We start from the raw sequence: 4,063 nt of genomic DNA, 5'->3' as shown, positions 1-4,063 counted from the left end.
CGAGGGCGGCGCGTCGAGGGCGGACACGCCGACGGTGCGCTGCCGCGTCTGGGTTTTCGCACGCAGCGACGCACCGCCGGGCCCCGCTCAGCTGCTGCGACGGATCGCGCGCACTCCGACGATCAGCCCGACCACCGCGACCGCGAGCGCCGATACCCAGCCCCACAGCACGGTCGCGTCTCCCAGGTCTCCGGCGAACAGTGCCCGCTCGGCCTGCACCACCCAGTTCACCGGGTTGACCGAGGCGACGACCCGCATCCAGTCGGGGGCAGCGTCCAACGGCAGCAGCATGCCGGAGAGGATCAGCAGCGGGAAGATCAGCGACTGCTGCACACCCCAGAACAGCCACTCCCGGTCTTTCGTCGCCAGAGCGAGCGAGTAGGACAGCGAGCCGAGGCCCACCCCGAAAACGGCCAGCAGCGCCAGGCCGACGAGGAGGCCCGGGATGTCGGCCGCGAAGCCGAACGGCCAGGCGATCAGCACGATCACCAAGGCCTGCACGACGATCGGCGCGATCTCCTTGAGGGCGCGTCCGACCAGCAGGGAAGAACGGGCGAGCGGGGCGACGAGGGTGCGCTCGTGCGAGCCGGTCATCATCTCGTACTGCAGGTTAGACCCGGTAGACCCGGTGCCGAACAGCACGATCATCACGAGTACCCCCGGCACGAACCAGGCCAGCGTCTCTCCGGCAGGCTGTCCCGAGTCGCCGATCAGCAGGGGCGCGAACAGCCCGAGGAAGATGAGCGGTTGCAGCAGGCTGAAGATCAGCGTGAACGGATCGCGGAGCACGGGCTTGAGCTCGCGCGTCAGCACATTCCGCGTGTCGCGCGCGAGGTTCGGGCGCACGAGCGTGTCGTTGGTGATCATGAGAGGACTCCTGTCGTGCTGTTCTCTGAAGCTGTGCGGGTGTCGGCGGGGGCGGAGGATTCGGGTGCTTCGCCCGCGGCATCCGCTCCTTCGCCTGCTTCGCGTAGCGTGCGCCCGGTGAGGGCGAGGAACACGTCGTCGAGCGTGGGTGGCACGCCGGTGGCCCTACGCGCGACGATCCCGGCGGCGTCGAGTTCGCGCACGATCACCGGCAGCAACCGGTCGCCGTCCTGCACCGCGACCGAGATCGAGGCATCGTCGACGGCGACCTCGGCGGAGGTGAGACGGGCGACCACGGCGCGGGCGCTCACCGCTTCGGCAGCATCCGCGAAGCCGAAGGTCAGCACGTCGCCGGCGAGGGTCGCCTTGAGGGAGGCGGCGTCGTCGTCGGCGATGATGCGTCCCTTGTCCATGACCATCACCCGCTCGGCGTAACGATCGGCTTCTTCCAGGTAGTGCGTGGTGAGGAAGACCGTGGTGCCGTGCTGGGTGCGGAGGTCGAGGATGTGCTCCCAGAGGTTCGCTCTACTCTGCGGGTCGAGTCCGGTCGAAGGCTCATCGAGGAAGATGAGTGGCGGCGCGTGCATGAGCCCGAGCGCGATGTCGAGTCGGCGCTTCTGCCCGCCGCTCAACTGCTGCACACTGCGGGTCGCGAAGGACGCGAGATCGAGCGACTCGATGAGTTCGTCCGCCCGGCGCACACTGTCCCGCCGCGACAACCCGTAGAACGCGCCCTGGCTCAGCAGCTCGTCGCGCACCCGCTGCGAGAAGCTTCCGCTGGTGAGCTGTCCGACGTAGCCGATGCGGGCACGGACCCCTGCCGCGTCGGTGCGAATGTCGTGCCCGACGACCTTCGCTCGCCCCGAGGTGGGCGGGATCAGGGTCGTGAGCATCCGTAGCGTCGTCGACTTGCCCGCGCCGTTCGGCCCGAGGAAGGCGACGAGCTCTCCGCGCGCGGCGGTGAAGGAGACGTCGGTCACGGCATGCACCGGCGTCTTCTTGACGGTGAAGACCTTGGTCAGGCCTTCGGTCTCGATGAGGGATTCGTTCATGGGGAGAGAGTAGAAACCGATGCGGACAGATCCTGTCCGCATCATCTGGCAATCTGAGGCGCATGACCGACACCACCTCCCGTGCCCTCGCCCTGCTGAACCTGCTGCAGACGCACCGGCACTGGCCGGGAACCGAGCTCGCCACCCGGCTCGGAGTGACCGAACGCACCGTGCGCCGCGACGTCGACCGGCTGCGCGAGCTCGGCTATCGAGTGGAGTCGACCCCCGGTGTGGCCGGTGGCTATCGACTGGAGGCCGGAAATGCCGTGCCACCGTTGCTGCTCAACGACGACGAGGCCGTGACGATGGCGATCGGGCTGCGCGTGGCCGCGACCCAGCAGCTCGTCGGCGGACCGGAGGTCACACTCACAGCGCTGGCGAAGCTCGAGCAGGTGCTGCCCTCGGCGCTGCGGCAGCGGGTGAACGCGCTCGCCGCGTCGGTGCAGGCGCCGCGCATCGGAGAGGGACCGGTGGTCTCGCCGGAGGTGCTCGGGGAGATCGCCCTCGCCACCCGCGACACCGAGCGATTGCGTTTGAGGTACGTCGACGGCGAGGGGCAGGAGAGCGTGCGCCGGGTCGAGCCGCACGCCCTGGCCCCGGCCGGTCGCAAGTGGTTCCTGCTGTGCTGGGACCTCGACCGCGACGACTGGCGCACCTTCCGCGTCGACCGCATCGCCGCGGTCGAGCACACGCGGGTGCTGTTCACGCGCCGGGAGATCACCGAGGAGGAGATCGAAGAGCGTGTGCTGATCGCCTCGTCGTGGTCGCCGCAGAAGGTCGAGGCGGCTGCGGTGATGGAGCTGCCGCTCGCCGAGATGCAGGAGCACTTCGGGCCGTGGTGGCAGGGCGCGACGCCTGTGGGCGAGGACCGCACACGCTGGCCCGTCGGCGGCTCGGACTGGCGCGAGGCCATGTACGGACTGCTCTGGATCCCCGAGGGCGTCGAGTACGCCGTAGCGTTGTCTGATCCGCATCGGAGTGAGCTGCGCGAGGCCGTCGGGCGCCTGCTGCGTGCCCTCGACGCCCCCGAGCCGGATGACGCCGAGTGACGCAGCGACGTCATCCACAGACTCATAGGGTTATCCCAGGCAACGGTCCTGGCGGGTCAGATAACGGCCGGGTAACGTCATTCCCATCGCGGCGATCCGGGCGGTCCCGGGCCTCAGCTCATACCTGATGGCGTTGCGGGTTCGACTCCCGCCGTCGCGTCCACTCCAGAAGGTTCGGCGCAGCCTCGCGTCCGCTGAGATGCCGTCGTCACAACCCGAGCTGGTCCAGGCGCTCCTCGAAACGCACCTGCACGTCCTCGGGCTCGTCGTCCTCGGCATCGGCCCAGATCGCGTCCAACTCCTTCTGCACCGACTCGGGCAGCGCGGCGAACTTCTCCTCCCACGCAGCGACCGGCGTCCAGTAGCCGACGACCTTGAACCGGGTCGCGGGCAGGCCGAGCTCTTTGCGCAGATACTTGCGCACGTCTCGCAGCGCCACGGTCTCGCCGGCCACCCACACGTAGCCCTCATCGAGGGGGAGCCGGTCGTCGACGATGCCGCGCACGAGCGGGCCGAGTGCGCTGGGGCCGTGACCGTTGCCGCCGACCACCCAGGTGACCTCGACATCCGCCCCCGCCTCCAGACCTATGCGGTCCGACTCGCTCGGCACTTCGAGCACGACCCGCGTGCGCACGCCCCGAGGTGCTTCGGCGATGATGCGCGCGACCGCCGGAAGCCCGGTGAGGTCGGCGACGAGCACCTGCCATGTGATGCCCTCCGGCGGCGAGTACAGGCCGGTGGGGGAGTTCAGCCCGAGCACGTGACCCGGCTGCGCGCGGGCGGCCCAGGGACCGGCGACACCCGCCTCGTGGATCACGAAGTCGATGTCGAGCTCACCGGCGTCCGGGCGCACTCCGCTGATCGTGTAGGTGCGCATCGGTGCCTCTGGCGCTCCCTCCGGTGTCTCCCACCAGTCGCCCGCGGGCACCGGCAGCGAGACATCCATCGGGTCGTCGCCGTGTGGGAAGAAGACCCGCACGTACTCGTCGCCGATGCCGGTGCTGAGGAACTCGGCGACGCCCTCGCCGCCGAGCGTGACGCGGACCAGGGTCGGAGTGAGGGTGGTGGTGCTGCTGACGATGCCGCGGTGGATGC

At 69.6% G+C, this 4,063-nt stretch carries 4 protein-coding genes and 1 tRNA gene; 2 read left to right on the top strand and 3 right to left on the bottom strand.

Annotated elements, in window-relative coordinates:
• Positions 1-87: 87 nt before the first annotated feature.
• A complete protein-coding gene (locus DSP71_RS11075; protein ID WP_113681121.1) occupies positions 88-867 on the bottom strand; it encodes an ABC transporter permease in 780 nt (259 codons plus the stop codon).
• Positions 864-1,919, bottom strand: coding sequence for an ABC transporter ATP-binding protein (locus tag DSP71_RS11070; RefSeq protein ID WP_113681120.1), 1,056 nt, complete (start codon positions 1,917-1,919; stop codon positions 864-866). Before DSP71_RS11070 ends, DSP71_RS11075 begins: the two co-directional genes overlap by 4 nt.
• A gap of 62 nt (positions 1,920-1,981) precedes the next feature.
• Between DSP71_RS11070 and DSP71_RS11065 the strand changes: the two genes are divergently transcribed.
• Positions 1,982-2,968 carry a YafY family protein gene (locus DSP71_RS11065; RefSeq protein WP_113681119.1) on the top strand — a complete coding sequence of 329 codons (987 nt, stop codon included), beginning with the start codon at positions 1,982-1,984 and terminating at the stop codon, positions 2,966-2,968.
• Between the two features lie 87 nt (positions 2,969-3,055).
• A tRNA-Met gene (locus tag DSP71_RS22250) sits at positions 3,056-3,131 on the top strand.
• A gap of 45 nt (positions 3,132-3,176) precedes the next feature.
• Here DSP71_RS22250 and DSP71_RS11060 read toward each other — a convergent pair.
• Entirely contained in the window at positions 3,177-4,061 is an 885-nt protein-coding gene (locus DSP71_RS11060; RefSeq protein WP_220151110.1) for a siderophore-interacting protein, read from the bottom strand.
• Positions 4,062-4,063: the final 2 nt, after the last annotated feature.

Source organism: Microbacterium sp. H6, from assembly GCF_003314775.1.
Taxonomy (GTDB): domain Bacteria; phylum Actinomycetota; class Actinomycetes; order Actinomycetales; family Microbacteriaceae; genus Microbacterium; species Microbacterium oxydans.
Note: the sequence above shows the minus strand (reverse complement) of the source record. Positions and strands in the feature narration are given on the sequence as shown.

What these genes read in the sequence shown, in the direction of transcription:
- DSP71_RS11075 (WP_113681121.1), bottom strand. Translation starts at nt 867, where the DNA reads ATGATCACCAACGACACGCTCGTGCGCCCGAACCTCGCGCGCGACACG.
- DSP71_RS11070 (WP_113681120.1), bottom strand. Translation starts at nt 1,919, where the DNA reads ATGAACGAATCCCTCATCGAGACCGAAGGCCTGACCAAGGTCTTCACC.
- DSP71_RS11065 (WP_113681119.1), top strand. Translation starts at nt 1,982, where the DNA reads ATGACCGACACCACCTCCCGTGCCCTCGCCCTGCTGAACCTGCTGCAG.